Here is a 2,181-nt window from a genome sequence, read left to right as displayed (position 1 = left end):
CAATGGGCATATCCTTGGGCGTAAGTTTTATGGCTCTTAAGACTTCTTCGGAATCCTCAATGCTAATGAAGTTCCTCGAAAACATTCCAAGAAAACCGACAGATTCCTGTCTATGGATCAAGGTAATTACCCGACTCTTACGTTGTTGTTCAAGCTTTTTTATTAACCCATGTCTTGTGCGTTGCAAGTTCCACTGTTTAAGGGAAGGATGGATCAGCAAAAAGAAAAACAACAACCAAAAAATTGGAAACCCATACATATTTACAGCACCACCTTAACAAATAGATTTAGTTGGATATCATACATTATAATATAACAAATAGTAATATAAGAACAGAAGGTCACGGAAAAGAAACTCTCCGTGACCTTCTGTTGCACTCAGATGTTTAGCCTACGCAATTTGTTTGCTACCAGCTTTTTTTAAGTCTCTGTCTTCGCCCCCTGACACTGGTATGAAGATTAAGTCATCGTCTCTTGCATCGACTTTTATGACGCTGTCGGGTTTAATTTTTCCTTCAAGCAGAATATCCGCCAATCTATCTTCGAGGTACCTTTGTATCGCCCTTCTCAGCGGTCGTGCTCCAAACTTTGGATCATATCCCTGCTTGAGCAAAAAATCCTTTGCTTCGTCGGTGACATCTATGATCAATCCCTTTTTAGCTAAACGATCTGCGACCTCTTTAATCATAAGATCTATTATCTGAAGCAATTCCTTTTTACCCAACGGTTTGAAAATGACTATCTCGTCAATTCTGTTTAAGAACTCCGGCCTAAAGGTCTTTCTAACGGCCTCCATGATACTTTTCTTAGCAGCTTCAAAGTCCATTTCGCTTTCCGTATCCACGGAAAAACCGATAGCAGGCCCCTTCATTAAATCCTGAGCACCCAGGTTACTGGTCATTATGATGATCGTATTTCTAAAATCTACAACACGACCCTGTCCATCGGTGAGCCTTCCATCTTCAAGAACTTGTAAAAATATATTGAACACGTCGGGATGGGCCTTTTCAATCTCGTCCAAAAGCACAACCGCGTAAGGACGCCTCCTCACAGCTTCGGTCAGCTTGCCGCCTTCTTCATAGCCAATATATCCAGGAGGTGCGCCGATGAGCTTCGCGACTTCGTGTCGCTCCATGAATTCGCTCATATCAAGTCTCACCATGAAGTCCTCATCGCCAAACATGAACTCAGCCAAAGCTCTAGCTAATTCAGTCTTACCAACTCCTGTGGGCCCTAAAAAGAGAAAACTTCCAATTGGTCGCTTAGGATCTTTTAAACCGCTTCTAGCCCTCCGTATTGCTCTGGCTACAACGGAGACGGCCTCTTCCTGATTGATTATGCGCTTGTGAATTTCTTCTTCCATACGAAGCAGACGTTGGGCTTCCTCTTCCGTCAACTGTACCACGGGAATGCCTGTCCACTCAGATATGATCGCGGCAATATCGTCCACATCAACAACCGGCTCTTCCTGTGATTTCTTCGCCTGCCACGCTTTACGTTGTTCCTCCAGTTGTTCGGATAGCTGCCTTTCTTTATCCCTCAAAGCAGCTGCTTTTTCAAATTCCTGAGAAGCAACTGCGGCCTCCTTCTCCTTTCTTACTGCTTCCAATTCCTTTTCTAGCTCTTTTATTGAATCAGGAGGATTCATGGTGGAAAGACGAACCCTTGCCCCTGCTTCATCGATGAGGTCTATCGCTTTATCAGGCAAATACCTATCGGTGATGTAACGAGCGGATAACCTAGCAGCAGCTTCCAATGCTTCATCGGTCATCTTTACTCTATGGTGTGCTTCGTACTTATCACGCAATCCTTTCAATATTTCAATAGTGTCCTCTATCGTAGGTTCGCCTACGTAAACCGGCTGGAACCTACGCTCCAATGCGGGATCCCTTTCTATATATTTCCTATACTCATCTAACGTTGTAGCCCCTATGACCTGGAATTCTCCCTTGGCAAGGCTTGGTTTTAAAATATTTGCTGCATCTACAGCTCCCTCTGCTCCTCCCGCTCCAACTAAGGTGTGAATTTCATCGATGAAGACGATGACATCTTTCGAGTCACGAACTTCCTTTATCAACTTTCGCATTCTTTCCTCAAATTCGCCCCTATACTTAGTGCCTGCAACAAGGTTGCCAATGTTAAGTTGCACAATTCGTTTGTTCTTGAGAACCTCGGGCACCT

Annotated in this window: 1 protein-coding gene and 1 pseudogene; both read right to left on the bottom strand. The window is 44.0% G+C overall.

The annotated features are described in order from the left end of the window. Positions 1–259, bottom strand: a pseudogene (locus Q7P41_RS08040) (hypothetical protein); the annotation flags it as partial. A gap of 132 nt (positions 260–391) precedes the next feature. Then, on the bottom strand, positions 392–2,181 hold a 1,790-nt coding region (locus Q7P41_RS08035), incomplete at its 5' end, for an ATP-dependent Clp protease ATP-binding subunit (protein ID WP_303883335.1).

This window comes from Acetomicrobium mobile (assembly GCF_937920065.1).
This window is presented reverse-complemented; position numbering and strand designations above follow the sequence as displayed.